Annotated in this window: 30 protein-coding genes and 1 other RNA gene; 6 read left to right on the top strand and 25 right to left on the bottom strand. The window is 71.0% G+C overall.

Annotated elements, in window-relative coordinates:
• Window positions 1-7: 7 nt before the first annotated feature.
• Window positions 8-1132 (bottom strand): glycerophosphodiester phosphodiesterase, encoded by a 1125-nt coding sequence (locus tag HNR19_RS05305; protein WP_179666955.1) that lies wholly within the window; start codon window positions 1130-1132, stop codon window positions 8-10.
• 73 nt (window positions 1133-1205) lie between these two features.
• Here HNR19_RS05305 and HNR19_RS05300 point away from each other — a divergent pair, with 73 nt between their 5' ends.
• Together HNR19_RS05300 and HNR19_RS05295 are read left to right on the top strand one after the other, a co-directional pair.
• Window positions 1206-1868, top strand: a complete 663-nt coding sequence (locus tag HNR19_RS05300) for an SDR family oxidoreductase (protein ID WP_179666954.1) — start codon at window positions 1206-1208, stop codon at window positions 1866-1868.
• Window positions 1869-2288: 420 nt separating this feature from the next.
• On the top strand, window positions 2289-3710 hold the full coding sequence (locus HNR19_RS05295; RefSeq protein WP_179666953.1) for an HNH endonuclease signature motif containing protein: 1422 nt from the start codon (window positions 2289-2291) through the stop codon (window positions 3708-3710).
• A 152-nt stretch (window positions 3711-3862) separates the two neighbouring features.
• Here the strand turns inward: HNR19_RS05295 and HNR19_RS05290 are convergent, their stop codons facing one another.
• The 6 genes from HNR19_RS05290 to ftsE form a co-directional block, all read right to left on the bottom strand.
• Window positions 3863-4093 carry a hypothetical protein gene (locus tag HNR19_RS05290; RefSeq protein ID WP_179666952.1) on the bottom strand — a complete coding sequence of 77 codons (231 nt, stop codon included), beginning with the start codon at window positions 4091-4093 and terminating at the stop codon, window positions 3863-3865.
• A gap of 77 nt (window positions 4094-4170) precedes the next feature.
• Window positions 4171-4536: a transfer-messenger RNA gene (gene ssrA / locus HNR19_RS05285) on the bottom strand.
• A gap of 54 nt (window positions 4537-4590) precedes the next feature.
• Window positions 4591-5094: an SsrA-binding protein SmpB gene (gene smpB / locus HNR19_RS05280; RefSeq protein ID WP_179666951.1), complete on the bottom strand. Its 504-nt coding sequence runs from the start codon at window positions 5092-5094 to the stop codon at window positions 4591-4593.
• Between the two features lie 41 nt (window positions 5095-5135).
• On the bottom strand, window positions 5136-6344 hold the full coding sequence (locus HNR19_RS05275; RefSeq protein WP_179666950.1) for a peptidoglycan DD-metalloendopeptidase family protein: 1209 nt from the start codon (window positions 6342-6344) through the stop codon (window positions 5136-5138).
• Window positions 6345-6477: 133 nt separating this feature from the next.
• Entirely contained in the window at window positions 6478-7413 is a 936-nt protein-coding gene (gene ftsX, locus HNR19_RS05270) for a permease-like cell division protein FtsX (protein ID WP_179666949.1), read from the bottom strand.
• Window positions 7414-7468: 55 nt separating this feature from the next.
• Window positions 7469-8158, bottom strand: coding sequence for a cell division ATP-binding protein FtsE (gene ftsE, locus HNR19_RS05265; RefSeq protein WP_179666948.1), 690 nt, complete (start codon window positions 8156-8158; stop codon window positions 7469-7471).
• 51 nt (window positions 8159-8209) lie between these two features.
• Here ftsE and HNR19_RS05260 point away from each other — a divergent pair, with 51 nt between their 5' ends.
• Window positions 8210-8845, top strand: a complete 636-nt coding sequence (locus HNR19_RS05260) for a hypothetical protein (protein ID WP_179666947.1) — start codon at window positions 8210-8212, stop codon at window positions 8843-8845.
• Between the two features lie 71 nt (window positions 8846-8916).
• Window positions 8917-9054, top strand: coding sequence for a hypothetical protein (locus HNR19_RS05255; RefSeq protein ID WP_179666946.1), 138 nt, complete (start codon window positions 8917-8919; stop codon window positions 9052-9054).
• Here the strand turns inward: HNR19_RS05255 and prfB are convergent.
• Window positions 9051-10169, bottom strand: a complete 1119-nt coding sequence (prfB, locus tag HNR19_RS05250) for a peptide chain release factor 2 (protein ID WP_179666945.1) — start codon at window positions 10167-10169, stop codon at window positions 9051-9053. The genes HNR19_RS05255 and prfB overlap by 4 nt on opposite strands.
• 132 nt (window positions 10170-10301) lie before the next feature.
• Between prfB and HNR19_RS05245 the strand changes: the two genes are divergently transcribed.
• Complete coding sequence (locus HNR19_RS05245) at window positions 10302-10769, top strand: SRPBCC family protein (protein WP_246303480.1); 468 nt, start codon at window positions 10302-10304, stop codon at window positions 10767-10769.
• 26 nt (window positions 10770-10795) lie between these two features.
• Window positions 10796-11287: an SRPBCC family protein gene (locus HNR19_RS05240; protein ID WP_246303479.1), complete on the top strand. Its 492-nt coding sequence runs from the start codon at window positions 10796-10798 to the stop codon at window positions 11285-11287.
• 60 nt (window positions 11288-11347) lie between these two features.
• Here HNR19_RS05240 and HNR19_RS05235 read toward each other — a convergent pair whose 3' ends face one another.
• The 17 genes from HNR19_RS05235 to HNR19_RS05155 all read right to left on the bottom strand — a co-directional run bounded on the left by HNR19_RS05235 (window position 11348) and on the right by HNR19_RS05155 (window position 26349).
• A complete protein-coding gene (locus tag HNR19_RS05235) occupies window positions 11348-11782 on the bottom strand; it encodes a pilus assembly protein TadG-related protein (protein ID WP_343047061.1) in 435 nt (144 codons plus the stop codon).
• Window positions 11779-12228, bottom strand: a complete 450-nt coding sequence (locus HNR19_RS05230; RefSeq protein WP_179666944.1) for a hypothetical protein — start codon at window positions 12226-12228, stop codon at window positions 11779-11781. The genes HNR19_RS05235 and HNR19_RS05230 overlap by 4 nt, the downstream gene beginning before the upstream one ends.
• Window positions 12225-12605: a TadE/TadG family type IV pilus assembly protein gene (locus HNR19_RS05225; protein ID WP_179670100.1), complete on the bottom strand. Its 381-nt coding sequence runs from the start codon at window positions 12603-12605 to the stop codon at window positions 12225-12227. The genes HNR19_RS05230 and HNR19_RS05225 overlap by 4 nt, the downstream gene beginning before the upstream one ends.
• A 5-nt stretch (window positions 12606-12610) precedes the next feature.
• Window positions 12611-12805 (bottom strand): hypothetical protein, encoded by a 195-nt coding sequence (locus tag HNR19_RS05220; protein ID WP_179666943.1) that lies wholly within the window; start codon window positions 12803-12805, stop codon window positions 12611-12613.
• 37 nt (window positions 12806-12842) lie between these two features.
• Window positions 12843-13784: a type II secretion system F family protein gene (locus HNR19_RS05215; RefSeq protein ID WP_179666942.1), complete on the bottom strand. Its 942-nt coding sequence runs from the start codon at window positions 13782-13784 to the stop codon at window positions 12843-12845.
• Window positions 13781-14635, bottom strand: coding sequence for a type II secretion system F family protein (locus HNR19_RS05210; protein ID WP_179666941.1), 855 nt, complete (start codon window positions 14633-14635; stop codon window positions 13781-13783). Before HNR19_RS05210 ends, HNR19_RS05215 begins: the two co-directional genes overlap by 4 nt.
• 10 nt (window positions 14636-14645) lie before the next feature.
• Window positions 14646-15929 carry a TadA family conjugal transfer-associated ATPase gene (locus HNR19_RS05205; protein WP_179666940.1) on the bottom strand — a complete coding sequence of 428 codons (1284 nt, stop codon included), beginning with the start codon at window positions 15927-15929 and terminating at the stop codon, window positions 14646-14648.
• 115 nt (window positions 15930-16044) lie between these two features.
• Window positions 16045-17466, bottom strand: a complete 1422-nt coding sequence (locus HNR19_RS05200) for an FGGY-family carbohydrate kinase (RefSeq protein ID WP_179666939.1) — start codon at window positions 17464-17466, stop codon at window positions 16045-16047.
• Window positions 17463-18989 (bottom strand): FAD-binding oxidoreductase, encoded by a 1527-nt coding sequence (locus HNR19_RS05195; RefSeq protein ID WP_179666938.1) that lies wholly within the window; start codon window positions 18987-18989, stop codon window positions 17463-17465. Before HNR19_RS05195 ends, HNR19_RS05200 begins: the two co-directional genes overlap by 4 nt.
• A 42-nt stretch (window positions 18990-19031) precedes the next feature.
• Window positions 19032-19835 carry an SDR family oxidoreductase gene (locus HNR19_RS05190; protein WP_179666937.1) on the bottom strand — a complete coding sequence of 268 codons (804 nt, stop codon included), beginning with the start codon at window positions 19833-19835 and terminating at the stop codon, window positions 19032-19034.
• Entirely contained in the window at window positions 19835-21316 is a 1482-nt protein-coding gene (locus HNR19_RS05185) for an aldehyde dehydrogenase family protein (RefSeq protein WP_179666936.1), read from the bottom strand. The genes HNR19_RS05190 and HNR19_RS05185 overlap by 1 nt, the downstream gene beginning before the upstream one ends.
• Window positions 21313-22245: an NAD(P)-dependent oxidoreductase gene (locus HNR19_RS05180; RefSeq protein ID WP_179666935.1), complete on the bottom strand. Its 933-nt coding sequence runs from the start codon at window positions 22243-22245 to the stop codon at window positions 21313-21315. Before HNR19_RS05180 ends, HNR19_RS05185 begins: the two co-directional genes overlap by 4 nt.
• A 20-nt stretch (window positions 22246-22265) precedes the next feature.
• Window positions 22266-22796 (bottom strand): formaldehyde-activating enzyme, encoded by a 531-nt coding sequence (fae, locus tag HNR19_RS05175; RefSeq protein ID WP_179666934.1) that lies wholly within the window; start codon window positions 22794-22796, stop codon window positions 22266-22268.
• Entirely contained in the window at window positions 22789-23724 is a 936-nt protein-coding gene (locus HNR19_RS05170) for a glycine betaine ABC transporter substrate-binding protein (protein ID WP_179666933.1), read from the bottom strand. Before HNR19_RS05170 ends, fae begins: the two co-directional genes overlap by 8 nt.
• Before the next feature lie 96 nt (window positions 23725-23820).
• Entirely contained in the window at window positions 23821-24627 is an 807-nt protein-coding gene (locus HNR19_RS22580; protein ID WP_218910150.1) for an ABC transporter permease subunit, read from the bottom strand.
• Entirely contained in the window at window positions 24624-25652 is a 1029-nt protein-coding gene (locus HNR19_RS05160; RefSeq protein WP_343047060.1) for an ABC transporter ATP-binding protein, read from the bottom strand. Before HNR19_RS05160 ends, HNR19_RS22580 begins: the two co-directional genes overlap by 4 nt.
• The gene (locus HNR19_RS05155; protein WP_179666932.1) at window positions 25645-26349 is read right to left on the bottom strand and encodes an ABC transporter permease; all 705 of its coding nucleotides are present in this window, start codon (window positions 26347-26349) and stop codon (window positions 25645-25647) included. The genes HNR19_RS05160 and HNR19_RS05155 overlap by 8 nt, the downstream gene beginning before the upstream one ends.
• Window positions 26350-26420 lie beyond the last annotated feature (71 nt).

Here is a 26420-nt window from a genome sequence, read left to right as displayed (position 1 = left end):
AGTTCTACTAGAACGCGTCGCGCGCGGCGACCCCCAGATCCGGGTGGTCGGTGAAGAACGCGTCCACGCCCGCGTCGAGGTAGGCGTGGACCTCGCAGGCCAGGTCACCGATCGCGATCGGGTCGGCGCCGACGCGGCACTCGGTGGGCAGGTTCTTGTTCTCGGCGCGCATCGTCCAGATGACGACGGGCAGGCCGGCCTTGTGCGCGGTCGCGACGACGCCGGTCGGCTCGCCGAGCTCGCCGGTGGCGGTCCGCGGGATCACCCAGAGCTTGTACGGCGAGAGCCAGTCGGCGTACTTCGAGATCCGCTTGATGCCCTTCTTCGTGAGCATCGACTCGTAGGTCACGCCGGAGCCCGCGAGGTCGGCCGGGCCGCCCGACCCGTCGAGCAGCTGGACCAGCGGCGCGTCGGTCATGCCGTTGAGGTCCTTGAGGTTGGTGACCTCGAAGGACTGGATCGCGACGGCGCTGTCGGCCTCGTCGAGGTCGAACTCGGCGAGCGTCTCGACGAGCGGCTCCTCCATCGAGAGCCCGATCGAGTCGAAGTAGGTGGAGTGCTTGAGCTCTGGAGCGACGCCGATGGTGCGGCCGGTCTCGGCCTCGAGCTCGTCGACGAGCGTGAGCACCTCCTCCAGGGTGGGCACCTCGTAGAGCCCGTTGTACTGGGTGTTCTGCGGCCGGTCGGCGGGGATCCGCTCCTCGGCGCGGAGGGTCTTCAGCTCGGCGAGCGTGAAGTCCTCGGTGAACCAGCCGGTGAACTGCCGCCCGTCGATGGTCTTGGTCTTCTTGCGGTCGGCGAACTCGGGGTGCGCCTCGACGTCAGTGGTGCCGCTGATCTCGTTCTCGTGGCGGGCGACGAGGACGCCGTCCTTGGTCGAGACCAGGTCGGGCTCGATGTAGTCGGCGCCCTGCTCGACGCCGAGCTCGTACGCCGCCAGCGTGTGCTCGGGGCGGTAGCCGGAGGCTCCGCGGTGGGCGAACACGAGCGGCTCCTCGAGCTGCTCGACCGGGATCGAGGCCGGGGTGCCGGGGTCGGCGGACGCCGGGGCGAGGCCCGGCGCGACGGCGACGGCGGACAGGGCGGTGGCGGCCACGAGGGCGCGCCGGTACGGGGAGATGGACCGAGTCATGGGCGCTACCCGACCAGCCGATGGTGACCGCTGACTGAGCGGACGATGAACAGCGGACCCGTACGTTGGGCGCATGCGGATCGCCGTCGTCGGAGGCAGCGGGAAGATCGCCCGGCTGCTGCACCCCCTGCTCGTCGAGGCCGGCCACCAGCCGGTGGCGCTGGTGCGCAGGGAGGAGCAGCGGGCCGCGCTCGAGGCGTCCGGCGCGGAGGTGCGACTGCTCGACATCGAGCGGTCGGACGCGGCCGACTTCGCGAAGGCGTTCGCCGGCTGCGACGCCGTCGTGTTCAGCGCCGGCGGCGGTCCCGACGGCAACATCGAACGCAAGCGCACGGTCGACCTCGAGGGCTCGCTGAAGTCCATCGATGCCGCCCGCCAGGTCGGGATCCGGCGCTTCGTCCAGGTCTCGGCGATCAACGTCGACGACCCGGTGTCGCCCGCGGCGGGCGAGGTGTGGGCGGCGTACGTCGCCGCCAAGCGCGACTCCGACATCGCCCTGCGCGGGAGCGGGCTGGACTGGACGATCATCCGACCGGGCCGGCTCACCGACGACCCGGCGACGGGCCTGGTCGCCCTGGGGCCGGACGTGGCCCGTGGTGACATCACCCGCGCCGACGTGGCGGCGGTGCTCGCCGCCGTGATCGACCGCGACGACACCGTCGGCCACCAGTGGAACCTCGTGGGCGGCGACACCCCGGTCGCCGAGGCACTAGCCGACGCAGTCGCGCGGGCCTAGGGAGCAGGCCCTGCTTAGGGGCCCGGGCGTCACGAGACCTCACGGTCTGGGGCTTACAGATTACGTGGTTGCTCGCCGCTTGGGTCGCGGTGCTTGGTTGCTCTACTGCGTCGGTTCCAGGCCGTCTGCGGTCGTCGGTCTGTGGTCACGGTACGACGGGCACGGCAATCGGTGGTTGAGGTGCGAGGCCGGCCACGGCCGAGCCTCGAAACCACCGATCCAGGGTGGTCGAGTAGCCGTGTTCAGGGTGGTCGAGTAGCCGTGTTCAGGGTGGTCGAGTAGCCCGAGCCGCTAGGTGAGGGCGTATCGAGACCCACCTCCCGTCCACAGGCAATGATCGAGAATTCCCTGTCCACAGGCGGGTTTCCGACGTTTCGCGATGTCGGAACCCAGTGCTTGAATTCTCGTATGGATCTCGGGATGGCACCCCTCTTCGACCTCCCGGCCGCACCCGCGGCCGGAGCGGTCGACGTGCCGTTGACCGAGACCCCGCTGGCACGCGCCGACCAGCTCCTTCGAGACATCAAGGACAACCGCGCCGGCATCAACGAACGGATGCTCGGCGAGGTCAAGATGATCGCCGAATGGGCCCTCGAACACACCGTCGCCGTCCCGGAGGACGCCTCCACCCTCACCGAACGAGGCCTGGACACCGGGCTCCCGCTCGCGGGTGAGGGCGCACCGTTGATCTCCGACTTCGCCGTCCTCGAGCTCGGCGCCATCCTCGCCCGCGGCATCGACTCGGTCCGCAACTACGTCGGCCAGGTCGTGGAGCTCTCCCACCGCCTCCCCCAGGTCTGGGCCCGGGTGTTGGACGGACACGTCCCGACCTGGAAGGGCCTGCGGATCGCCGACTGCACCCGTGACCTCGGCGTCGAGGCGGTGGGGTTCGTGGATCAGCACCTGGCTCGGTTCGCTACGACCTGCTCCTGGGCCCAGGTCGAACGCCTCATCGACGAAGCCATCACCCGCTTCGACCCCGCGTTGGCCGAGGAACGCCGCAAGCAGGCGGCGGAGACCCGGCACTTCGACATCGACTTCGACCGCGCCGGCACCAACGGCACCGTCCCGCTGCACGGCGAGGTCGACCTCGCCGATGCCCTCGACGCCGAACAAGCACTGCGCCACCGCGCCCGCGAGCTCGCCGAGCTCGGCTGCACCGAGTCCCTCGACGTACGCCGCGCCATGGCCTTCGGCGAGATGGCCCGCTGCGACCTCACCCTCAACTACCTCGCCGAAGCCGACCAAGATCCGGTGGTCGAGGAGACCGGCCATGGCCGTCACGAGACCCCATCGGCGGCCCTTGCGCACACCCCGCGGGGGCGGACCGTGGACCTGACGGTCCACCTCTCCCAGGCCGCCGTCGAAGGCATCACCCCCGCCGGCGCGGTGGGCCGACTCGACAACACCCACACCCCGGTCACCGCGGAGCAGATCCGCGAATGGTGCGCCGCTGCGGGCACCATCATCGTCCGGCCCGTCCTCGACGTCGCCGGCCACGAACCCACCGGCGCCTACGAGATCGCCGAACGCCAAGCCCGACAGGTCCTGCTCCGCGACCAGACCTGCATCTTCCCCGGCTGCGGGAGACCCGCCGAGGCCTGCGACCTCGACCACGTGATCCCGCACGCCAAAGGCGGTGTCACCTGTCCATGCAATCTCGCGCCGGTCTGCCGCGGACACCACCGGGTGAAGACCCATCACGGATGGACGTACTGGGTCCTCGCCCCCGGCGTCTACTACTGGCGCGGCCGCACCGGTCACCAGTGGCTGGTCACCCCCGGCGGCACCTACGCCCTCGACACCCAACCCTGCCCCGGCAGCGACCCGCCGCCCGAGTAGCTGTCCCGCCCCGCACCCGCCGAACCCCACCACCGGCGGGCCGTCGGCATGCACAGGGTGATTGCCGACGCCTGGGCTGACGTCCGTCGCGGCACCGCTCCCGCGGCCCTGGCCACCGCCGAAGCCTGGGCCTTCGGCGAACCGGGCGCCTCCTAGCGGCGCCCACCACGGTTGCGGGGGTGGTTGCGCGCCGTGCGCTCGTTGCCGAACTTGTAGGAGCCGGTCCAGCGCGCCATCACGACCTGGTCGTCGCCCGAGGCGACCTCGTCGATGAAGCGGGCCGCCCGCGCGCCGCGCACCGTGGTGGCCTCGCGCCCCCGGTGGCTGATGACGACAGTGCCGTCAGCCCGCCGCTGAAAGCTGAACCCGGAGGGTGGGGGCACGTTCGGCTCACCTCGCGGCCGTTTGACAGGGCGGACAGAAACGGCCGTCGCGGTGGTCCGCGACGGCCGGTCATCTGAAGTGGAGCTGGCGGGAATCGAACCCGCGTCCTCGAGCGTCGAACCAGGTCTTCTCCGGGTGCAGTCAGTGGTGTCGTTTTATCGGCCCCGGCGCTCGCACTGACACGTCGCCGACAGGCCTAGTCAGGAAATAGTCCCGATCGACCCTCCTGACGTGGTCGATCAGCAAGTCTCCTAGGCGACGCCAGGTTCAGGGACGGAGACGGATGCCCTGACTGACGCTTCGATCACCGCTCAGGCGGCGAGAGCGAAGGACTGCTTGTTGTCGGCAGTTATTGGTTTCCAGCGATCGTTTACGAGATGACGCTGGCTCCTCGACCCGCTTCCCCTGGAACTAACGTCCCAAGTCGAAACCGATCAGCCCCTCTTGAGTTGTGCTGTCACCAGTCTACGGGTGACGTGCGGATGAACGCACTTCGTCAGTCGCGCATTCCCTTGAGCCGCCGCCCCACCTCGACCTGCTTCTCGCGGTCCGCCTCGCGGCTGGCGATCGACTGCCGCTTGTCCCAGGTCTTCTTGCCCTTGGCGAGCCCGATCTCGACCTTGGCGCGGCCCTTGACGAAGTAGATCGACAGCGGGATGACCGTGAAGCCCTTCTCGCTGGTCTTGCGCTCGATCTTGTCGATCTCGACCCGGTTGAGCAGCAGCTTGCGCTTGCGGCGGGCGGCGTGGTTGGTCCAGGTGCCCTGGGCGTACTCGGGGATGTGGACGCCGTGCAGCCACGCCTCTCCCCCGTCGATGTCGACGAACCCGTCGACGAGGCTGGCGCGGCCGAGCCGCAGCGACTTCACCTCGGTGCCCTGGAGCACCATGCCGGCCTCGAAGGTGTCCTCGATGAGGTAGTCGTGGCGCGCCTTCTTGTTGGACGCGACGACCTTGTGGTCGACCGCTCCGGGAGGGGTCTTCGCCTTCGACTTGCTCATCCCACCATTCTCTCAGCGGCGGGCAACCGGGTTTACGGCGGCTACATGTAACTCATCGGATCGACCGGGTTGCCGTTGCGCAGCACGGTGAAGTGCAGGTGGCAGCCGGTCGACCAGCCCGTCGAGCCGACGTACCCGACGACGTCGCCGCGGCCGACCCGGGCGCCCTCGCCGACGTTGTAGCTCGACAGGTGGTTGTAGACCAGCGTGATGTTGTTGCCGTTGACGCGGCCGACGTAGAGGTAGAGGCGGTTTCCGTAGACCTCGTCGAAATAGGTGTTGACGACGGTGCCGCCGGCCCCGGCCCACAGCTGCGCGCCGCACGGGGCGCCGAAGTCGGTGCCGTCGTGGAGGCCCCAATAGCCGTAGATCGGGTGGCGGCGATAGCCGTACGGCGAGGTGACCGGGCCTGCGACCGGCACCTGGAGGAAGCCGTTGAGGTTGCCCTGGAAGTTGCCGCCGCCGTTGAGCTGGCTGAGCTCGTCGCGGATCCGCGCCTCGCGCTCTTCGAGCCGCCGGAGCGCATCGCGGTCGTTGGCGCGGGCCCGCAGCGCTGCCTGGCGTGCCCGCTTCGACTGGGTCACGAGTACGTCGACGCGGGCCTTGGTGTCGCGCGCCTGAGTGACGAGTGTCTTCACGCGCTCGAGGTTCTCCTGGGCCTGGACCTTCTTGCGCTCGACGAGGTCGCGGGCGGCCTCGATCTCCTCCTTGCGGTCCTGGAGCGCCTCCTCGGCCGCTTCCAGCGCCTCGAGCGCCTGGTGCTCGCGGCCGACGACCATGTCGCCCGCGACCTCGTTGACGAGGATCTCCTCCACCGAGCCGGAGTCGAGGTAGGAGCTGACCAGCTCGAGCGCCGGGTTGCCGTCGGTCGCCATGCCGAGGACGGTGTCCTTGACCGCGCGGGTCTGCTCGGCGACCTCCTCCCGCGCGAGCCGCAGCTCCTCGGCGGCCTGGTCGAGCCGGCGCTCGGCAGCGGCGAGCTCCTTCTTCAGCCGCTCGGCCAGGGCGCGCGCACGGTCGAGCTGCTTGCGCACCCGGACGAGCGCGGCCCGCGCGGCGCGCAGCTCGGCCTGGGCTCGCTCGAGCCGCTGGGTCGCCTGTGCGACCTCCTTGCTCGCGTGCTCGAGCTCGTGCTCGGCGTGGTCGATGTCGTTCTGGACCTGGCGCTGCTCCTGACGGAGCTTGTCCTCCTCGTCGGCCCGTGCGTCGGGGGCCGCGGCGCCGTACATCGCGATGCTGCCGACCAGCACCGCCGCGAGCCAGGCTCGCGAGGGACGTGCGGACAGGGGACGGGAAGCGCTGGGGAAGGAGCGCACAGTCAAGACCTTCGTTGATCGGGGAAGCGTCCGGGGAAGAGGACGCAACGACCGTATCCGCGAGGACTCAGACTTTGATGTATTTCCGCGTCAGCAGGAGTGTCGGGATCACCGTCAGCGCGGGCCCGACCAGCGCGATGCCCGGTGGCACCAGGCCGATGAGGGTCTGGACGTAGTCGGTCCAGTCGATCCAGGGGAGGAACGTGACGCTCTCCTCCAACCCGCGGTTGACGCCGAACTCCTGCACCAGCGCCAGCGCACCGGCCGCGAGACCGACGCCGACGATCGCCGTCACCAGCGCCTCCAGGAGGAACGGGAGCGCGATGTAGAGGGTGGACGCGCCGACCAGGCGCATGATGCCGATCTCGCGGCGCCGCGCCAGGGCGGCGAGGCGGATGGTGTTCGCGACGAGGAGCAGCGCCGCGAGCAGCAGGAAGCCGGAGGCGACCCAGGAGCCGTACTTGAGGACGGTCATGATGCCGAAGATCTGGCCGAGCGCGTCGCGCTGGTCGCCGATCCCGCGCACGCCGTCGAGGCCCTTCACCGCGCTGATGATGCCGTCGGCCTCGTTCGGGTCCTTGAGGGTGACCCAGTAGCCGGCCGGCCAGTCGGCCACGGTGATGACCGGGTCGGGGCCCTCGAAGACCTCCTCGGAGTAGAGCTCCTGCGCCTTCTCGTAGCCCTCCTCCTTCGACTGGTAGTCGTAGCCGTCGACCTCGGGGCTGCCCTCGATCTCCGCCTCGATGCGCTGCATCTGGGCCTCGGTGACCTCGCCGCCCGCACAGTTGGGGTTGTCGCTCGGGTCGTCCTCGACGCAGAGGCTGACCAGGATCTGGAGCTCGTTGCCCAGCACCTCGGCGGTCTTGTCGGCCTGCCGCTGGAACATCAGGCCGCAGCCTGCCAGCGTCAGGGACACGAAGATCGTGAGGATGACCGCGAGGTGCATCGAGAGGTTGCGACGCAGGCCGGTGCGGAGCTCACTGAAGACATAGCGCAACTGCATGGTGGTGGGACTCTCCTGGGTCAGTCGGTCCGGTGGGGCGGGCGGCTGGCCGCGGTCAGTGCTGGAAGCCGTAGGCGCCCGCGGCCTCGTCGCGGACGACCTTGCCGTGCTCGAGCTCGATGACGCGCTTGCGGAACTGGTCGACGATGCCGTGGTCGTGGGTGGCCATCACGACGGTGGTGCCGGAGGAGTTGATGTCCTCGAGCAGGTTCATGATCCCGACGGAGGTGGCCGGGTCGAGGTTTCCGGTGGGCTCGTCGGCGATGAGGATCATCGGCCGGTTGACGTAGGCGCGGGCGACCGCCACCCGCTGCTGCTCACCACCGGACAGCTCGTCGGGCAGGCGGGCGGCCTTGTCGCTGAGGCCGACCAGCTCGAGGGTCTCGGGGACCAGGCGGTTGATGTCCTTGCGGGACTTGCCGATCACCTGGAGCGCGAACGCGACGTTCTCGCTCACGGTCTTGTTGGGGAGCAGCCGGAAGTCCTGGAACACGGTGCCGATCTGGCGGCGCAGCCGGGGCACCTTCCAGCCGGCCATCCGGTTGATCTCCTTGCCGGCCACGTAGACGCGGCCGGTCGTCGGCCGGAGCTCGCGCAGGACCAGCCGCAGGGCGGTCGACTTGCCGGAACCGGACTGGCCCACGAGGTAGACGAACTCGCCCTTGTCGATGTCGATCGTCACCTGGTCGAGCGCGGCGCGGCCGGGGCCGGCGTACTTCTTGGTGACCTTCTCGAAGCGAATCACCGACCAGACGGTACGCGAACCACCTGTACGGAGCCCAACTATGGTGTCGGCGTGCCCGTGGCCGTCCGTGCGATCTTCATCGCAATTCTCCTCACCGCGCTGCCTCTGGCGGCCGGTGTGTGGGTGGCCGGCGACGAGACCGACGACACACCGACCGGCCCGGCGCCGTACGACTCGACGGCGCTGAAGGACTACGACACCTCGACCGTCTCGATCACCCGGGCCGGCTTCTGCGAGCGGGTCGCCCCCGAGGCAGTGTCCGAGGCGCTCGGCGCCGAGGCGACCGACGAGGAGTCCTACGGCAACGGCGACCCGACCGAGCTGGTGCCGAAGGAGGTCGACGTGGCGCACGAGTACGGCTGCACGTACGTCGCCGCCGACGGCGCCGAGGCGCGGGCCTGGGTGTTCGCTCCCCCGGTGACCGCCGACCGGGCCGGCGAGCTGGTGCGGGCCGCCGAGGAGACCGCCGGCTGTGAGAAGCAGCCCGGCTCCGAGGCGTACGGCGCCCCGTCGGTCACCCTGGTGTGCGACGACCGGCAGCGCCGCATCGCGACCTACCGCGGGCTGTTCGGCGACGCCTGGCTCTCGTGCAGCCTCGGGCTGCCCGGCCGGCCGGGCGACAGGGAGCTGCTCGACCGCACCGGTCGCTGGTGCGTCGCTGCCGCGGAGGCGGCGAGCGCCACCTAGCCCCGTGGCGATACCTGCGTTACTCTAGTTATTCACTAGGTTTTGAACACCTGTGGATGACGGAGGCGGCGATGGCGCTGCGATGGCCCTGGCGCACGGGGATGGTCGTGATCGCCCTGTGCCTCCTGGGAAGCGGCGACTGGAGCGCCGCGGTCGCCGCGGTGGTCGCGTTCCTCAGCGCTGAAGTGGTCTTCGACGCGGTTCTCTAGTTCGCGTCGGCCTTCTCGGCGCCGCGGCGCCACCGGATGCCGGCCTCGAGGAACCCGTCGATGTCGCCGTCGAACACGGGCTGCGGGTTGCCGGTCTCGTAGCCGGTGCGCAGGTCCTTGACGATCTGGTAGGGGTTCAGCACGTAGTTGCGCATCTGGTCGCCCCAGCTCGCGGCGACGTCGCCCTTGAGGTCCTTCTTGAGGGCGGCCTCCTCGGCCTTCTTCTTCGCGAGCAGCTTGGCCTTGAGGACGATCATCGCGGCGGCCTTGTTCTGCAGCTGCGACTTCTCGTTCTGGCAGGAGACGACGATGCCGGTCGGGATGTGGGTCAGCCGAACCGCGGAGTCGGTGGTGTTGACCGACTGGCCACCCGGGCCGCCGGAGCGGAAGACGTCGACGCGGACGTCGTTCTCGTCGACCTCGATCTCGTCGGTCTCCTCGAGCTGGGGCACGACCTCGACGGCGGCGAAGCTGGTCTGGCGCCGGCCCTGGTTGTCGAACGGGCTGATCCGCACCAGACGGTGGGTGCCGACCTCGACCGACAGCGTGCCGTAGGCGTAGGGCGCGCGGATCGCGAACTCGGCCGACTTGATGCCGGCCTCCTCGGCGTAGGAGACGTCGAAGACCTCGACGGGATACTTGTTGCGCTCGGCCCAGCGGGTGTACATCCGCATCAGCATCTCGGCGAAGTCGGCGGCGTCGACGCCGCCCGCGCCGGCGCGGATCGTCACGATCGCCTCGCGCTCGTCGTACTCCCCGGAGAGCAAGGTGCGGACCTCGAGCGCCTCGACGGCCTTCTTGATGCGGCCCAGCTCGGCCTCGGACTCGGCGAGCGAGTCGGCGTCGCCCTCCTCGGTGGCGAGCTCGACCATCAGCTCCAGGTCGTCGACCCGGCCCTGGAGCGCCTCGAACCGCTCGACCTGGCCCTGGAGCGCGGACAGCCGGCCGGTGACCTTGGTCGCGTTGGCCTGGTCGTCCCACAGGTCCGGGGCGGCCACCTGGACGCCGAGGTCCTCGATCTCGCGCTGCATCGCGGGCAGGTCGAGGACCTGCTCGATGGTGCTCATCGTCGCGCGGAGCTGCTTGATCTCGGTGTCGTACTCGGGGCCTGCCACAACGGTCAAGCGTACGGCGTGGGCGTGCACGGGGGCGAACCGCCGAACCTAGAGCAACCATCGGTTGCATTTGGTGCCGCCGAGGACTACGGTCATGTGCAACCAATGGTTGCTAACTGATCGGAGATCGACATGGAGATGCGTACCAGCACCGCCCGCACCGGTCGCGGCTACACGACGTCGTACGTCGTGGAGCAGTCGCCGGCGGAGGTCTACGCCGCCGTCCTCGACGTCCCCGCCTGGTGGACCGGCGAGATCGACGGGGGCACCGACGAGGTGGGGGCCGAGTTCACCTACCGGCACCCGCCCCAGCACTACAGCCGCCAGCGGGTCGAGGTGCTCGAGCCCGAGCGCAGGATCGTCTGGCGGGTGACCGAGAGCCACCTGTCGTTCGTGTCCGACCCCGAGGAGTGGACCGGCAGCGAGATCGTCTTCGACATCGCCGCCGTGCCCGACGGGACCGAGCTCCGCTTCACGCACGTGGGCCTGGTGGCCGACGTCGAGTGCTACGACGCGTGCTCCACCGCGTGGCTGCACTACGTCAACGCGAGCCTGCGCAGCCTGATCACGACGGGCGCTGGCCTGCCCGACCCGTGGTGACGACCGACAACCGAACCAGCCAGAAGTTGAACGAGCAGAAGGAGAAGAACGAGATGGTGGACATCCTGCACCGCGTGGGCGCGGTCGCGCCCCGCGAGAAGGTCTACGACGCCCTGACGACGATCGAGGGCGTGGCGGGCTGGTGGTCGAAGGACGCCGAGGGCGATCCGGGCACCGTCGGCGAGATGATCCGATTCGGGTTCGAGCCGGGATCGGCGGTGGCGGCGGACGCCACCTTCCGGATCAAGGTGCTCGAGACGAAGCGCGACGAGCTCGTGCGGTGGGAGGTGGTCGAGGGGCCGCCCGAGTGGATCGGCACGGAGCTCCGCTTCGACATCGCGCAGGAGGACGAGTACGCGATCGTCCGGTTCGGCCACCTGGGCTGGAAGGAGCCGGGGGCGTTCATGGCGCACTGCAGCACCAAGTGGGCGATCTTCATGATGAGCCTGAAGCAGCTCGCCGAGACGGGCACGGGCGCGCCGGCGCCGGTCGACGTCCAGATCAGCAACTGGCACTGAGCGGCGTCCGGTGGTTGAGGTGCGAGGCCGCCCGCGGCCGAGCCTCGAAACCTCCGGACGTCACTCCGGCCGGACCACGGCCGATCCGGTCGACGAGACCGTCGCGGCTCCCGGGCCGCCGGGGACGGTGAACGGCAGGTCGACCGACGAGGTCAGCGTGACCACGACCGTGTCGCCCGTGACCCGCACCGATGCCCGCAGGCCGCCGTGGTCGCCGTACGCACCGGAGCTGCGGAGGTAGTCGCCCACGGCGGCCCGGGCGGCACCGACGCTGAGGTCGAGGTCGCCGTGGCCGAGGCCGTCGCCGTAGACCTCGGTGCCCTCGGCGGCCATGTCGGCGCCGTAGAGCGCGGCGCCGTCGGCGAGGTTGTCGAGGCCCTGCCGCTCGAGGAACGCGACGCTCGCGTCGACCACGACGGCGACGACCCCGAGCAGCACGATGCCGAAGCCGATGATCATCACCGACACCGAGCCACGCTCGTCCCGGCGCCTCACGGCGCTGCCTCGATCTCGCGGTAGCGGCCGACCGGGACGGTGTGGGTCGCGTCGAGGGAGAACGTCGGCTGGCCGCCACCCAGCGCGTCCGGCAGCAGCGGCAGCACCACCCGCGACTCGATGCGGACGGTGATCACCGAGGTGCCGGCGTGGCAGTCCCGCGGGTACGGCGTGCAGGTGATCCGCACGTCGAGCGGTGCGTCGCCCAGGCCCTGGTCGGCCAGCGCCTGCCGGGCGACGGCCTCGGCGCGCTGCCGGCCGCTCGCGTCGTCGGGCGCGAGGGCGTAGGCACGGCCGGCGGCGCGCGCGGCGGCCGTGACGCCGAACGACCCGCGCTGCACCTCGAAGACCGACACCACGATCCACACGAGCGGCACGAGCAGGAGCAGCCCGAGCCAGATCAGCTCGATCGACGCACTCCCCCGCTCGTCCGGCCGGCGGCTCACGGGACCTCCTCGACGGCCCGGCCCGTGACGGACAGCGCGACGCCGGGTCCGCCGAGCCCGAGCGCGGGCACCTCGGCGCGCACCGTGATGGCGATGCCCGGCTGCCCGTCGATCGTGATCGGGCGCGCACTGACGTGCTGGGCGTAGGTGCCGGCCAGCGCCGCGTCGATCTGGCTGCGGGTCAGCGCGACGCCGTCGCCGGGACCACGGTCCACGGTCGCGGCCAGGCGAGCGCCCTCCGAGGCCGCCGCTGCGAGGGTCGCGCGCACGTGCATCACCAGGCCGACCTGGATGATGCCGAGCACCAGCGGCACCAGGACCACCATCACCAGCACGAAGTCGACGACGGCGGACCCGCGCTGGTCGCGCAGGCGCATCGCGCTCACTTCACGGAGTTGAGCGCGTTCCTGAGCATGCCGCTGAGCTCGGGACGCAGGATGCCGGTCAGGAGCGCCACCACCCCCGCCGTCATCACCGTCACCATCACCCAGCCCGGCACGTCACCCCGGTCGTCGCGCCGGACGGGCGGGTGCACGAGCCACCACAGCTGGAGCAGGGATCGGGTGATCGGTTCCATGGGTCGTTCCTTCCGAGAGGGTGCAGCGCGTGACATGTCAGGGGGCGGTGAGGGAGAGCCCGATCCAGCCGGGCCAGAAGGCGAAGAGCACGGTCACCGGCAGCACGAGGAACACGACCGGGACCATCATCAGCACCTCCTTGCGGGAGGCCTCCTCGATCAGCTCGCGGCGGCCGGACTCGCGTACGTCGGCCGCCTGCGCGTGCAGCACGTCGGTGAGCGGGGTGCCGCGGTCGACCGCGACCGCGACGCCGTGGGCGAACCGGGCGACGACGGGCACACCGGTGGTCGCCGCCAGTCGGTCGAAGGCGTCGGACACCGGCTCACCGGTGCGGATCGCCGCCAGCACCGCGCCGAGGTCGTCGGAGAGCGCGCCGCCGCTGCGGCGCACGACGCGGTCGAGCGCGGCCACGGGCCCCTCCCCTGCCGCGACGGCCAGGGCCAGCAGCTCGGCGATGGTCGGGAACTCCGCGACGATCGCCCGCTCGCGGCGCCGTACCTGCGTGCTGAGGTGGTGGTCGCGGAGCAGCACGCCGAGCACGAGCGCGACCAGGCAGACGGCGACGGCGGACACCGGGTTGAGCGGTCGCGACCACGACCAGAGCAGCGCCCACCCGGCGGCGAGGGCGAAGCCGGCGATGCCCCAGATCACCTGCTCGACGCGGAACTCGTGCACGGTGCGGTCGAGTCCGGCGCGGGCCAGCCTGCGGCGGACCGACGGCGCCCCGCCGAGCACCCGCTCGACCGCGTCACCGGCCGACGAGAGCGTCGGCGCGAAGAGGTCGCGGAGCGGGGATCCCGTGGTGACAGGTGTACGGCGCCCGCGGCTCGTCGTACCGAGGTCACGCACGTAGGGCAGGACCCGCGCCTCGAGGCTGGGCCGGCGCAGCGCCACCGCGCGGGTGACGACGAGCAGCAGCCCGAGGGCCGCGAGCCCGGCGAGGAGCCCGCCCCACCACGCCATCGGCAGCGCGCTCATGCCAGCAACCGCCGTTCGGCGGGCAGCCGGCCGATGCGCATCATCACCCGATAGGCGAGGACGCAGACGCCGGCACCGATCAGCAGGATCACGACGCCGGTGGCGGAGCGGTAGCGGCCGATGACCTCCGGCTGCGCACTCATCAGGAGCAGCACGAGCCAGGGGGCGGCGACCGCGAGCCGGGCGGCGTTGACGGCCCACGACTGGCGCGCCTCGAGCTCGGCGCGCGTCCGCTGGTCGTCGCGGAGGTAGCCGGACAGGTTGCGCAGGAGCCGGCCCAGCTCGCCGCCGCCGACCTCGCGGGCCACGCGCAGGCCCTCGATGACCCGATCGCCGACCGGGTCGGCGAGACGCTCCTTGAGCCGGTCGAGGCAGTCGCCGAACCGCCCGGTCACCTGGTAGTCGAGCGCGAACGCGTCGAACGCCTCGCGCAGCGGCTCGGGTCCGCGCTCGGCCAGGGCCGCCACCGCGTCGGGCAGGGACATCCCGGCCCGCACCGCGGAGGCGAGGTCGTCAACGGCCTCCGGCCAGACCTCCGCAAACTCGCGACGACGACGGCGGATGCGCCCGTTGACCATCGCGACCGGCAGGTAGGAGGCAAGCGCGCCGAGGACGACCGCGATCGGCGGAGTGCCGGTGACGACCAGCAGCGCGGCTGCGACCACGAGCCCAACGACAACGCAGAGCAGCGCGAGCACCCGCGGGCTGGTGCTGGTCATGCCGGCCTCGGCGAGGCGGCGCTCCCACCGGCCGACCCGGCGACCGACGGGGACCGGCGGACGCGGCCACGCGAACGCCGACCAGACGAGCAGCAGCCCGACCCCGAGGAGCAGTCCGACCAGCGCGCCCATCTGATGCCTGCTACTCGGCCTCGTGGAGGAGCCGGCGCACGTCGATGCCGATCCGCTCGAAGTTGCCGATGCGCGGCGGCATCCCGATCCCTCGCCGCAGCTCGCCGTCGCGGGACTCGAAGACCGGCTCGGTCTCGATGATCTCGCCCTCCATCCGGCCCGGCACGGCGACGATCTCGGTCACCCGGCGGGCGCCGCGCGGGTCGAGCGCGAGGTGCACCACGAGGTCGACGCTCGCTGCAACCGTCGGCACCACGAATCGCGCCGAGATGTTCTCCCCGGCCAGCAACGGCAGCGTGCACGCCTTGGTCAGCGCTTCCCGCGCACTGTTGGCGTGGATGGTGCACATGCCGGGGACGCCGGAGTTGAGGGCGAGCAGCAGGTCGAGGCACTCCTCGGCGCGCACCTCGCCCACGAGGATCCGGCTCGGCCGCATCCGGAGCGACTCCTTGACCAGGTCGCGCAGCCGCACCTCGCCCGTGCCCTCGAGGCCGACCTGTCGCGTCTGCAGCGGCACCCAGTCGGGGTGCGGGAAGCGCAGCTCGAAGACCTCCTCGGCCGAGATCACCCGCTCGCTGCCGGGGATCGCGGCCGCCAGGCAGTTGAGGAGCGTCGTCTTGCCGGCGCCGGTGCCGCCCGCGACGAGGACGTTGAGCCCGGCCCGCACCGACGCCTCGAGGAACAGCGCCGCCGACGGGGTGAGGGTGCCCAGGTCGACGAGCTCGGAGAGCCGGGCGGCGCGCACCACGAACTTGCGGATGTTGACGGCGGAGGAGCCACGGCTGATGCCCTGGAGCACCACGTGCAGCCGGTGGCCCTGCGGCAGCATCGCATCGACGAACGGACGGGAGAGGTCGACCCGGCGGCCGGTGGTCTTGAGCATCCGCTCGACGAGCTCGTTGACCTGCACCTCGGAGAGGACCAGGTTGGTGAGCTCGTGCCGGCCGTTGCGGGCGACGAACACCCGGTCGGGCGAGTTGATCCACACCTCCTCGACCGTCGGGTCGTCGAGCAGCGGTTGCAGCGCCCCGAACCCGGCCACTCGCGCCACGAGCTCGGCCACGACACCGTCGGGATCGCCGACCGGCGCCACCACACCGGTGAGGCTTCGCTCGTCGTGGTCGCGCACCAGCTGCTCGGCGATACGGCGTACGGCGGGCACCTCGCGCTGCGGGTCGATGCCCTCGCGTCGTACGGCGGACCGCAGCGCCTCGTCGAGCTGGGCGACCACGTCGGCCGGCGGCGCCGCGGGCGCGATCGGGCCCCCGGTGGGCACGGGCTGGAGCAGAGCCATGCGGGTCTCCCGAGATGAGCTGCGGTGGCTGCCTGAAACCTAAGCGAGAAGACGCCGTCTGCGCGAGTGCCAGTTCTGGACCTGTGGATCAGCCCACCCCGGACGACGCGGCGACTCAGGTCGCGAGACGCTGGAAGAGCGGGTCGGTGAACGCGTTGATGCTGGCGTAGGCCGGAAGGATCTCGGCGTAGCTCGCGGCGGCCGGACCCGGCTCGATGATCTCGCCGGGTCGCACCATCCCGCGGACTGCGGAGCCGAACGTGGGATAGGTGCCGTTGCCGACCGCAGCGCAGATCGCGGCGCCGAGCCCCGCCGCGTCGGCGACGGCCGACCGCTCCACCGTCCGTCCGAACACGTCCGCCGCGATCTGGCACATCAAGGCCGACCGGGAGCCGCCGCCGGAGAGCACGAGGCGGCCGGGCGTGGTGCCCAGCGCGGCCTCCATCGCGGCGGTGTGACCGCGCATGGTCATCAGGATGCCCTCGAGCACGGACCGGTGCAGGTGCGCGGCCTGGTGCGACCCCTCGAGACCGAGGATCACGCCGCGCCGGTACGGCGCGTGGCCGGGTGCCAGCCAGTCCGGCAGCGTCATCAGTCCGCCGCAGCCGGGCGGGACGTTGCGGGCACCCTCCTCGAGCCATTGCTGCACGGCGGCGACGTCCGTGGCGTCGGGTGCGGCGGCCGAGACCAGCTGTTGCAGCCAGGTCACCGTCCACATGCCCCGTCGGATGCCGACGCTCTCGTACAGGTAGCGACCAGGGACCGCGGCGGCGTTGATCCAGAAGCGCTCGTCGTCGCCGGCGACGTGCCGCTCGCCCACCGTCATCGAGGCGATGTAGGTCCCGAGCGACAGCAGGACCGCACCAGGCTCGACGAGACCCGAGCCGAGCGCCTCGACGGCCTTGTCGTTCCCGGTCGCGTAGACAGGCAGTCCGACCGGGATGCCCGTGGGCCCCGCCGCTTCAGGGGTGACGTGACCAAGCAGCCCGCCCGGGTCGACCAGCTCGGGAAGGAGGTCGAGCGCAATCCCGGTCCGGGTCACCTCGTCGGGGTCCTGCGACCACTGCCGGGTGCGAGGATCGATCGGCCACATCCCCTGATAGCTGGCCGCGCTGTCGCGGCGCTCGCCGGTCAGGCGAACGGCCAGGTAGCCGCCGGCGCTGGCGACGAGCGACGTACCGTCCGGCACGTCCGCGAGCGGGCGGGAGACGCGCGCGTCCATCCAGCTCAGAACCGGCTCGACCAGCCTGCCGTCGACGCCGATCAGGCTCCGGCAGAACCGGATGCCGCACAGGCCGACGGCGACGATCGCGGCCGGGTCACCGCCGGCCGCTACGAGGCGAACGAGGACCTCCCGCGTCGCCGCCACCAGCGTGTCCCACAGGTCGTCGTCGGGGTGGACGGCCTCCCCGTCCGGCCCCAGCTCGTACGGGCGCAGCGGTACGGCGGCCGCGGCGACCACCGTGCCGAACTGGTCGACGACCGACGCCTTGGTGCTCTGCGAGCCCCCGTCGATCGCGAGGAACAGGTCGGTCACCTGACCCCTACCGTGTCGAGCTCTGCGACCTCGTCGAGCACGTCGAGCACCGCCCCGCCGTTCTCATCGAGCGGGTAGACGGTGCCGGGATTCATCACGTTGCCCGGGTCGAACGCGCGCTTGAGGCCCGCCAGCAGGTGGTAGGCGCTGCCGTGCTCCTCCTGCACCCACGGCGTGCGGTACTTTCCCACGCCGTGGTGGTGCACCATCGAGCCACCGAGGCGCAGCGCCTCCTCGACGATGATCGCGTTGAGCGGCACGTGGTACTCCGCGATCTCTTCGCGCGGCTCGCAACGAATCGCATAGTCGTAGACGAAGTAGAGATTGGTGCCCGTCTGGTACGAGTGCGACGAGTGCGCGCCCAGCAGCGTGAGGTCCTCGGCGCGCGGGAACGTCGTGCGGATCCGCGTCATCACGGACTCGTACAGCTGGGCCGTGCGCGACCAGTCGACCGACACCTCCGTGGTGTAGCCGAGGTGGGAGGTACTCAGCATGTCGCTCTTCTCGGCGTCGATCTTGTCCTGGCCCCAGTTGAGGTGCGCGAGCCAGTCGCGGATGCGCTCCCCCGGGACGGCGGTGTGCTCGGCCCCGGCGGCGGCCTCCTCAATCGCGGCGGAGGTCGCGGCGGCCAGTCGCTCGGGGCCCTCGGCGGTCAGGACGACCAGGTTCTGGTCCATCGGGTGGTCGGGGAAGTGCTGGCGGGCGTCCTCCGGGGAGTACAGCCGGGCGACGGCCGGGCGATAGCCGGTCGTGACGACCTCCCGCAGCAGGCGCACGCCGTCGGCGAAGTCGGGGACGAGGAAGCCGTGGTAGCGGGTGCTCTCGGGATAGAAGCGGAACACCTTGACGGTCACCTCGGTGATGAAGGCGAGCGAGCCCTCGTTGCCGATGAGGACGTGGCGGATGTCGGGTCCGGCCGCGCGCCGGGGCACGTTCTTGATGCGTACGACCCGGCCACCCGGCAGCACGGCCTCGAGCCCGACGACCATGTCCTCGATCGCGCCGTACAGCGTGGAAAACTGTCCGATCGAGCGGGTGGCGACCAGTCCGCCCATCTGCGCGATGGGCTTGGACTGCGGCGAGTGGCCGGTGGTGAGAGCCCGCTCGCGCAGATGGTCCTCGAGCCGCTGGAGGGGGACGCCGCACTGGACCGTGACCATCATGTTCTCCTCGTCGACCCGGACGATCTCGTCCATCCGCGAGCCGTCGAGGACGATCGCGTCCTCGACGACCACCTCGAGGCCGCCCTCGGTGCTGGTCCCGCCGGTGCGCGGGACAACGGCGATGCGATGTCGCGCGGCGAGCTCCAGGAGGGACGCGGCCTGCTCGGTGGAGGCGGGGTAGGCGATCGCCGCCGGGAAGGGGCCGTCGAAGATGCCGTGCACGGCGGTGTACTTGCGGAAGCGGTCGACGCTGCCAGCGCGGAGGTGCTCGTCGGTGGTGTCGACCTGATCGGGGCCGAGCAGGTCGGTGACGGCAGCGACGACCTCGGCGCGGCTCAGGGCGGAACGGGAGGCGACCATGGGAGTCCTTCGGGAGTCGTGGAGGGGTCGGTGGGGAGCGCGTCAGCGCACGAGGTAGCCGCCGTCGACGACGAGCGTGTGCCCGTTGACGTAGTCGGAGGCCGGGGAGGCCAGGAACACCAGCGCACCCATGAGGTCGGCCGGGTCGCCCCACCGGGCGGCGGGGATGTGCTCGACGATGCGGCGGCTGGCGTCGTCGTCGGTGCGCGTGGCCGAGGTGATGGCGGTTGCGAAGTAACCGGGCGCGATCGCGTTGACCTGCACGTTGTGCGCGGCAAGCTCGTCGCAGTAGGCCTTGGTCAGGCCGACGATGCCGGCCTTCGTAGCGGCGTACGCCGGGGACTGGCGGCCGCCGAGGAACGAGAAGAGCGACGCGATGTTGATGATCTTGCCGCCGCCCTGGCGCCTCATCTGGGTCGCCGCGGCGTGGGAGGCCTCGAACGCCGCCGTCATGTTGACCGCGACCATCGGGTCCCACTGCGTGCGGTCGAAGTCCTCGACGTCGGCGAGCAGGCAGATGCCGGCGGAGTTGACGAGGATGTCGACCCCGCCGAGCTCCTCGACGCAGCGCCGCACCGCCTCGGCGGGTGTGCCGGGCTGGGTCAGGTCGGCCTCCATGCTCACGTAGCGCCGACCGTGACCGGTCACCAGCTCAGCGGTGACCCCGTCGTCGGGGGTGATGCTTGGGACGAACACGTCGGCCCCGGCGCCGGCGAGTGCGGCCGAGAACGCATGCCCCAGGCCGGTGTTGCCTCCGGTCACGATGGCGCGGCGACCGGCGAGCGAGAAGGCGGAGAGGCCGAAGCCGCGGACGGCGTCGACCGCCGGGGCGTGCTGCTGGGTCATCACTGTGCTCCTTCGCTGGCAAACGGGTCGCGGATGCCGATGTAGACGGTCTCGAGGTACTCCTCGATGCCCTCGGCACCGCCCTCGCGGCCGAGGCCGGAAGCCTTGACACCACCGAAAGGCGCGGCGGGGTTGGACACGACGCCGGTGTTGATGCCGAGCATCCCGGCCTCTACCTGCTCGGTGATCCGCAGCGCGCGGTCGAGGTCGCGGGTGAACAGGAAGGCGACGAGCCCGTACTCGGTGGCGTTCGCGGCGCGCACGGCCTCGGCGTCGTCGTCGAACACCATGATCGGCGCGACGGGGCCGAAGATCTCCTCACCGGCGATCGCCATGTCGGGGCGTACGTCGGCCAGCACCGTGGGCGGGTAGAACCACCCGCGGCCCTCCGGCACGCTGCCCCCGGTCACGACGGTGGCGCCTGCCGCAACGGCGTCGTCGACCAGGCCGGCCACCTTGGCGCGGGACCGCTCGTCGATGAGCGGGCCGAGCGTGGTGTCCGGCTCGGTGCCGGCGCCCACGACGAACTCTCCCATCCGCGCGGCGAGCCGCTTCGTGAAGTCGGCGGCGACGCTGCGGTGCACGAGCATCCGGTTGGCCGCGACGCAGGCCTCGCCGCCGTTGCGCATCTTCGCGGCGACGGCACCCTCGACCGCCTCGTCGAGGTCGGCGTCCTCGCAGACGATGAACGGCGCGTTCCCGCCGAGCTCCATCGACACCTTGAGGACCCGCTCCGACGCGGCGGCCATGAGCCGGCGCCCCACCGGCGTGGAGCCGGTGAACGACAGCTTGCGGAGCCGGTCATCGGCCAGCAGGGGCTGGATGGTCGTCGACGGGTCGGAGGTGGTGACGACGTTGAGCACTCCAGGCGGGAGCCCCGCCTCGGTCAGGACGTTGGTGAGCAGCAACGTGGTGAGCGGCGTGAGCTCGGCCGGCTTGAGCACCATGGTGCAGCCCGCCGCGATCGCCGGTGCGACCTTGCGGGTGGCCATCGCGATCGGGAAGTTCCACGGCGTGATCAGCAGCGACGGGCCGACCGGCCGCTTGCGGACCAGGAGCCGGTTGCCCCCGTCGGGGGCGGTCGCGTAGCGGCCGCCGATCCGCGGCGCCTCCTCGCTGAACCAGCGCAGGAACTCAGCTCCGTAAGCGACCTCGGCCCGGCTCTCGGCGAGGGGCTTGCCCATCTCGAGCGTGATCAGCAGGGCGAACTCGTCGGCCCGCTGCGTCACCAGCTCGAAGGCGCGGCGGAGGATCTCGGCCCGGGCGCGCGGAGCGGTCCGTCCCCACTCGGCCTGCGCGCGATGGGCGGCGTCGAGGGCCGCGACCGCGTCGCCGGGTGAGGCGTCCGCGACCGCCGCCAGCGGCTCCGCGGTGGCGGGGTCTGCCACCTCGAAGACCCGGCCGTCCTCGGCCGGTCGCCACGTGCCGTCGACGTGCAACCCGGTGGGGAGCGTGCCGAGCAATCGGTCCCTGCTGGTCACGCGCTGATCCGTCCCGTCTCGAGTCGGAGACTGGTGCCGAGCAGGTCCTCGTAGAGCCGGAAGGGCGTCATCTCCCCCGCACGGTCGCCGTAGGTCGCGCGGGCCCGGCGGTAGACCTGCTCGACGACGGCAGACACCTCGACCGGGATCCCGACCGCGGCGGCCACCTCGGTCGAGAGGCCGAGGTCCTTGCAGGCCAGTGCGATCGCGAAGCCCTCGTCGTAGTCGCCGTGCTCGAGGATCGAGAGCAGGTCATGCTCGAGGAAGTTGCTGTTGGCCGGGCTCGCGATGAGCGCGTCGCGCAGGACGCCGAGGTCGACCCCGGCCTTGACGCCCACCGCCAGCACCTCGGCGGTCGCGACCAGGTGGGAGAACCACAGCTGGTTGATCATCAGCTTCACCGCGTAGCCGGCGCCGTGCGGCCCGACGTGCAGGATCCGCTCCGGGTCGCCCATGGCCTCGAACACCGGTCGCAGGCGCTGCACCTGGTCGGGGTCGCCGCCGATGAAGATCTGCAGCCGGCCGGCGGCCGCCCCGACCGACATGCCACTGACCGGAGCGTCGAGGATCGCGATCCCGCGGCCGGCCGCACGGCGGCGCACGTCGTCGGCGATGCTCGGGACCGAGGTGGACATGTCGATCCAGGTGCCGCCGTCGGGCAGTCCGGCGAGGACGCCCGCTGGGCCGTTGATCACCTCGTTGACGACCGCCGGGGTGGGCAGCATGGTGATCACCGTGCCGGTGGCGGCGGCGAGCTCGGCCGGTGAGTCCGCGGCCTGCGCACCGAGGCTGACGTACTCGTCGAGCACCTCGGGCCGAGCGTCGTGAACCACGAGCTCGAAGCCGGCTCGCAGAAGGTTGCGGCTCATCCCCGAGCCCATGGATCCGAGGCCGATGAAGCCGATGCGGGTAGGCGTGGCGTCCTGCATGGTGGGTGCTGCTCCTGGGGTCAGGCCGTGCCGGTGGCGACGGTCGGGGGCGTGTAGAACGGGTTGTGGAGGTCTTCGCGGGCGGCGAGCACCTCCTCGACAGTCGGCAGGAGGCGCGCGCCGTTGGCGAGCGACGTCCGGGTCGCTTCGCGGTTGTTGCGGAAGACCTCGTCGGCGTCATGGGCGGCCGGGTCGACCCAGACGGCAGCGATCAGCACCACCTCGTCCAGGTCGATGCCGTCGAGGAGGCCGTCGGCGACCGCGTCGGTAACGCCGGCGGCGACGCCCGCCTGGGCGGGACCCCAGATCAGGCGGCCGTGTACATCGCCCTGCGGCGCCGACTTGCTGACGAAGAGCGTGGCCGGCTTGGCGGGCACGCCCGGCTTCACCACGGTCACGAAGGGGACGTGTCCGGCGCTGGGGGTCGCGAGGGCCGTGGCCCAGGCGGCACCTGCCGGGCCGCTCCGGGCACCGAGCACCGTGTTCAGGTGCGCGGCGTTGGGGCCTGAGCCGACGAACGACTCCCCCACCTGGAAGGCCGGGTCAGCCATCGATGAGCCCCTCCTCGATGAGGAAGTCGATCGCGATGTCCTCGGGGTCCTCGCCGTCGACGTCGGCCTTCGCGTTGAGCTCCTGCATCTTCTCGGTGGTCAGCAGCGGCGACACCTCGGCGATGACGTCGGCGATCTCGGGGTGCTCCTCGAGCACGTCGGCGTCCAGCGTCAGACCGCCCTGGTAGACGGGGAAGAAGCTCTGGTCGTCCTCCATGACGGTCAGGTCGAGGGCGGGGATCCGGCCGTCGGTCGAGAACACCTCGCCGAAGTTGCAGTCGGTGCCCTCCTGGGTAGCGGTGTAGATGACGCCGGTGTCCAGCATGGTGACGCTGTCGTCGGTGACGTCGAACCCGTACGCCTCGGTCAGGCCCGGCCACCCGTCGTCGCGGGTGCTGAACTCGCTCTCGATGCAGAAGGTCTGCTCGGACTCGGGCAGGCCGGCGACGTCGCTCAAAGTGCTGACGCCCAGCTCCTCCGCCTTGTCGGTCCGTACGGCAAACGCGTAGGTGTTGTTGAACGGCGCCGGGTCGAGCCAGGCGATCCCGTTCTCCGCGTCGGCCTCCTTGACCGCCTGGAACTGCTTCTCGGGATCGGTGATCGGCTTGGTCTGCTTGTTGTAGGTGATCCAGGAGGTGCCGGTGTACTCCCAGTAGCCGATGAAGTCGCCGTTCTCGAGCGCCTGGCGGACATTGGCGGAGCCGACGAGCTGGGTGTTGACCTCGACGTCGGCGCCGTGGGCGTTCAGCAGCTCGCCGGTGATGTGGGCGAGGATGTACTGCTCGGAGAAGTCCTTGGAGCCGATGGTGCCGGTCAGGCCTTCGAGCTCGTCTCCCTCGCTGCCGGAGCCGCCGGCGGAGCCGCCGCACGCGGAGGTGAGGGCCAGGACGCTGAGGGTGACGAGGGCGGGGACGAGCGGTTTCTTCATGGCGATTCCTTCGGGTGGTGGGTGGAGCGGAGGTCGGTGTGGGCAGGCTCGGCCTGGCCACCGAGGAACGGAGGTGGCCGGTCGTGCCGAGGCGGGTCAGAGGCCGCGAGGTCGGGCGAGCTCCTCGACGATCCCGGCGAGCCAGTCGATGAGGATCGCGATGGCGGCCACCAGCACGGACCCCACGATGAGCACGGGGTAGCGCTGGAGCTTCAGGCCGTTCACGATCATGTCCCCGAGACCGCCGGCGTTGATGAACGTCGCGATCGTCGCGACGCCGACGGCGAAGACCAGTGAGGTGCGCAGGCCAGCGAGAATCACCGGCGACGCGAGGGGCAGCTCGATGCTGCGTAGCACCTGCCATCGCGTCATGCCCATCCCGCGCGCCGCCTCACGGGTCGGCGCGTCGACCTCGCCGAGGCCGGTCAGCGTGTTGCGCAGCACCGGGAGGAAGGAGTAGGCGACCAGCGCGACGATGGCGGTGGTGAAGCCGGTCTTCCAGATGATGGCCAGCAGGATGACGACGCCGACGGCCGGCGTCGCCTGCCCGATGTTGGCGAGCCCGAGCACGACGGCCCGCAGCACCCGCGAGCGCGCCTGATGGATGAGGATCCCGGCCGGGATGGCCAGGAGCGCGACGAGCGCGGCGGCGGCGAAGGACAGCTCGAGGTGCTCGCGCACCCGCGCCACGAGGTAGTCGCGGTTGAGGGTGCGCTGCTCGATGGAGTCCAGCTCGTTCGACTGCACCCAAGCCCAGAGCACGACGAGCGCGACCAGCACGAGGATCGGCGGGATCACCAGGTGCCAGCGCGAGGTACCGCTGCGCGGCGCGGCGAGCACCACCTGCTGGCTGGTGGCGTCGGCGGCGGTATCGACCGGGGCCGGCGTGCCGATGGCCGTCACGGGACCGGCACCTCGGAGCGCCCCGTGGCCGTCAGCGCCGCCGAGATGTCGGCGTGACCGAGCGTGCCGAGGACCCGGCCGTCGCTCTCGACCACATCGAGACCGGCGGCGCCTGTGCGCACCAGCTGGTCGAGCGCGTCGCGGAGAGTGTCGTCGGCGGCGACGCGGGGAAGCCCGCGCGCCGGGTCGGCGCTGGTGAGGCTGGCCGCGGTGACCGGCAGCAGGCCGAGCCGCTTGAGCGTTGCGCCGCCACCGATGAACGAGGCGACATACTCGTTGGCCGGCGCCGCGAGAATCGCGCCGGGGGTGTCGAACTGTTCGATGCGGCTGCGCTCGCTCAGGACCGCGATCCGGTCGCCGAGCCGAACGGCCTCGTCGAAGTCGTGCGTGACGAAGATGATCGTCTTGCCGATGTCCGCCTGCAGCCGCAGGAACTCGGCCTGCAGCTTCTCGCGAGTGATCGGGTCGGTCGCGCCGAACGGCTCGTCCATCAGCATCACCGGCGGGTCCGCGGCAAGCGCCCGGGCGACACCGGCGCGCTGCTGCTGGCCACCTGAGAGCTGGCGCGGGTAGCGACCGGCGAAGACCGCGGGGTCCAGCTGGACAGTCTCCAGCAGCTCCGTGACCCGCTCGGCGATGCGCTTCTTCGGCCACTTGAGCAGTCGCGGCACCGTGGCGATGTTGTCGGCGATCGTCATGTGCGGGAACAGACCGATCTGCTGGATGACATAACCAACGTGGCGGCGCAGGTCGTCGGGCGGCAGCTGCAGGACGTTGCGGCCATCGATGCGGATGGAGCCGGAGGAGGGCTCGATGATCCGGTTGACCATCTTCATCGTGGTGGTCTTGCCGCACCCGCTGGGCCCGACCAGGACGACGAGCTCGCCGGGCTCGATGGACATGGAGAAGTCCTCCACGGCTGCCGCGGGCTGGCCGGGGTAGACCTTCGACACGGCATCGAGCTCGATGCTGACGCCGCCCGAGCTCGAGGCGGATGACGAGAACATGTTGCTGTGGTCAGACACGGAGGCCCCTCGGTGTGGTGAATCGGGCGATGAGGACGAAGGCGGCGTCGACCACGAGGGCCAGGACGATGACGCCGACGGTGCCCGTGAGCGCGTAGTTCAAGGCATTGAGCGAGCCCAGCGAGGACAGGCCCTTGAAGATGTACTGTCCGAGTCCGGGTCCGGCGACGTAGGCGCCGATCGCCGCGATGCCGATCGCCAGCTGGGCCGCGACGCGAATGCCGGTGAGGATGATCGGCCATGCCATCGGAAGCTGGACGCGGAGCAGGACGCCGGCGCGACTCATGCCCATCCCGCGGGCCGACTCGAGCACGTGAGCAGGCACCTCGCGCAGGCCGGTCACGGTGTTGCGGACGATCGGCAGCATCGAGTAGGCGACCAGGGCGGTGACGGTGGGCCCCCAGCCGAGGCCGAAAAGCGGGCTGAGGATCGCCATCAGCGCGAGCGACGGGATCGTGAGGATGATCGCCGTGGTCGACACGGCGAGGTTGCGACCGATCGGCCGATTCCAGACGAGGAGCGCGAGTGCCACGCTGACGACGGTCGCGATGCTGACCGACAAGGCGACGACCGTGAGGTGGTCGACCAGCATCTGCTGGATGTCGTCGGACCGCCGGTCGAGGAACTCGCCTAGCCCGTCGAGCCCGCGCAACCCGCCGGTGTCGGCGGCCGACGCGGTCGTGACCGATCCGTTCATGTCACCTCCCAGTGATGGCCGTCACAGTTGGACGACAGAGACGATCGCAGACCACTTTCGGCTGGCACAAC

The sequence above is a fragment of the Nocardioides thalensis genome (genome assembly GCF_013410655.1).
Classification (GTDB): Bacteria; Actinomycetota; Actinomycetes; order Propionibacteriales; family Nocardioidaceae; genus Nocardioides; species Nocardioides thalensis.
The sequence above is the reverse complement of the archived record's forward strand: the minus strand, read 5'-3'. Positions and strand labels throughout refer to the sequence as shown.

What these genes read in the sequence shown, in the direction of transcription:
- HNR19_RS05255 (WP_179666946.1), top strand. Translation starts at nt 8,917, where the DNA reads ATGGCGCTGCGATGGCCCTGGCGCACGGGGATGGTCGTGATCGCCCTG.
- HNR19_RS05215 (WP_179666942.1), bottom strand. Translation starts at nt 13,784, where the DNA reads ATGAGCGCGCTGCCGATGGCGTGGTGGGGCGGGCTCCTCGCCGGGCTC.
- HNR19_RS05190 (WP_179666937.1), bottom strand. Translation starts at nt 19,835, where the DNA reads ATGACCCAGCAGCACGCCCCGGCGGTCGACGCCGTCCGCGGCTTCGGC.
- HNR19_RS05295 (WP_179666953.1), top strand. Translation starts at nt 2,289, where the DNA reads ATGGCACCCCTCTTCGACCTCCCGGCCGCACCCGCGGCCGGAGCGGTC.
- HNR19_RS05305 (WP_179666955.1), bottom strand. Translation starts at nt 1,132, where the DNA reads ATGACTCGGTCCATCTCCCCGTACCGGCGCGCCCTCGTGGCCGCCACC.
- HNR19_RS05225 (WP_179670100.1), bottom strand. Translation starts at nt 12,605, where the DNA reads ATGCGCCTGCGCGACCAGCGCGGGTCCGCCGTCGTCGACTTCGTGCTG.
- HNR19_RS05170 (WP_179666933.1), bottom strand. Translation starts at nt 23,724, where the DNA reads ATGAAGAAACCGCTCGTCCCCGCCCTCGTCACCCTCAGCGTCCTGGCC.
- HNR19_RS05210 (WP_179666941.1), bottom strand. Translation starts at nt 14,635, where the DNA reads ATGGGCGCGCTGGTCGGACTGCTCCTCGGGGTCGGGCTGCTGCTCGTC.
- fae (WP_179666934.1), bottom strand. Translation starts at nt 22,796, where the DNA reads ATGGCTGACCCGGCCTTCCAGGTGGGGGAGTCGTTCGTCGGCTCAGGC.
- HNR19_RS05195 (WP_179666938.1), bottom strand. Translation starts at nt 18,989, where the DNA reads ATGGTCGCCTCCCGTTCCGCCCTGAGCCGCGCCGAGGTCGTCGCTGCC.
- smpB (WP_179666951.1), bottom strand. Translation starts at nt 5,094, where the DNA reads ATGAGCAAGTCGAAGGCGAAGACCCCTCCCGGAGCGGTCGACCACAAG.
- HNR19_RS05245 (WP_246303480.1), top strand. Translation starts at nt 10,302, where the DNA reads ATGGAGATGCGTACCAGCACCGCCCGCACCGGTCGCGGCTACACGACG.
- HNR19_RS05220 (WP_179666943.1), bottom strand. Translation starts at nt 12,805, where the DNA reads ATGGAACCGATCACCCGATCCCTGCTCCAGCTGTGGTGGCTCGTGCAC.
- ftsX (WP_179666949.1), bottom strand. Translation starts at nt 7,413, where the DNA reads ATGCAGTTGCGCTATGTCTTCAGTGAGCTCCGCACCGGCCTGCGTCGC.
- HNR19_RS05205 (WP_179666940.1), bottom strand. Translation starts at nt 15,929, where the DNA reads ATGGCTCTGCTCCAGCCCGTGCCCACCGGGGGCCCGATCGCGCCCGCG.
- HNR19_RS05180 (WP_179666935.1), bottom strand. Translation starts at nt 22,245, where the DNA reads ATGCAGGACGCCACGCCTACCCGCATCGGCTTCATCGGCCTCGGATCC.
- HNR19_RS05155 (WP_179666932.1), bottom strand. Translation starts at nt 26,349, where the DNA reads ATGAACGGATCGGTCACGACCGCGTCGGCCGCCGACACCGGCGGGTTG.
- HNR19_RS05300 (WP_179666954.1), top strand. Translation starts at nt 1,206, where the DNA reads ATGCGGATCGCCGTCGTCGGAGGCAGCGGGAAGATCGCCCGGCTGCTG.